Genomic DNA, 1050 nt, shown 5'->3' with positions numbered 1-1050 from the left:
GCTAAAGCGTGTCGCGATTAATTAGCCTCATATCCGGCAGCCTTGAAGAAGTTTCTGCATTCAGCTGGCTCGAACAGGTGGCAGATATCGCCGAGAGCCTGGCAGAGTGCGTCGAAGGTTCTGGCCGCCTTCTTTCGCAACAGCGCCTTGAGTTTTGAGTAGGCCATCTCGATCGGATTGAGATCGGGTGAGTATGGCGGCAGGAACAGGAGCCAGGCGCCCCTTTGGCGAACCAGTTGTGCGGCGCGCTCGTTCTTGTGGAAGCCGACATTGTCGAGAATGACGATATCGCCGGGCGACAGTTCGGGAGCGAGCTGCGTTTCGACATAGTGCTCGAAGATGGTGCCATTCATCGGCGCGTTGACGATCCACGGCGCGACAAGACCGTGGCATCGTAGCCCGGCGATGAAGGTCTGCGTCTGCCATTTGCCGAAGGGCGCATGTGTCCTGAAGCGCTCGCCCTTCGGCGCCCAGCCGGTGCGTTTGGTCAGTTTGGTGTTGGTCGACGTCTCATCGATGAAGATCAGCCGCGCCAAAGCCTTGTTGAAGAAGCGCTTTCGCCGCCCGGTCCACAGCTCACGTGCCTGGCGCACGTCGGCCCGCCGCTGCTCGCTGGCCAGTAGAGTTTTTTTTATGACTGAGCCCAAGGCGATTGAGCAGGCGACCGACATTGGAGCGGTGCACGCTTACACCACGCACCTCCAACTCGACGCAAAGCTCATCCAGCGTCAGTTCGCCGGTCTCGGCCAATCGCAAGCGGACAAACTCGGCATGCCGCTCAAGCTTCCCGCCGCCCACATGGCCCTGCCGGCGCGCTTCGAGCGAACCAGTCTGCCGGCGCAGGTTGATCAGATTGTTCACAAAGCGAGGCGAAACGCGGAAATGGCGCGCAGCCTCGCGGTGACCATGTCCCTCATCGACATACGCAACAACACGCCGACGCAACTCAAGTGGTAGCGGCTTGCCCATCACGGTCTCCCTTCAACCGCAATGAATCACGAACTCAAATCAAGGGGAATCCTGAATCCCTTAAATCGCGACACGCTTTAG

General features: G+C 59.3%; 2 protein-coding genes. Both read right to left on the bottom strand.

Features of this window, described 5'->3' with window-relative positions:
- Positions 1-17: 17 nt before the first annotated feature.
- Entirely contained in the window at positions 18-593 is a 576-nt protein-coding gene (locus tag EN850_RS37595; protein WP_164761536.1) for an IS630 family transposase, read from the bottom strand.
- On the bottom strand, positions 577-969 hold the full coding sequence (locus EN850_RS37590; RefSeq protein ID WP_127312320.1) for an IS630 transposase-related protein: 393 nt from the start codon (positions 967-969) through the stop codon (positions 577-579). Before EN850_RS37590 ends, EN850_RS37595 begins: the two co-directional genes overlap by 17 nt.
- Between the last annotated feature and the right edge of the window lie 81 nt (positions 970-1050).

The sequence above is a fragment of the Mesorhizobium sp. M8A.F.Ca.ET.207.01.1.1 genome (genome assembly GCF_004794715.1).
In the GTDB taxonomy this organism is placed as follows: domain Bacteria; phylum Pseudomonadota; class Alphaproteobacteria; order Rhizobiales; family Rhizobiaceae; genus Mesorhizobium.
Note: the sequence above shows the minus strand (reverse complement) of the source record. Positions and strands in the feature narration are given on the sequence as shown.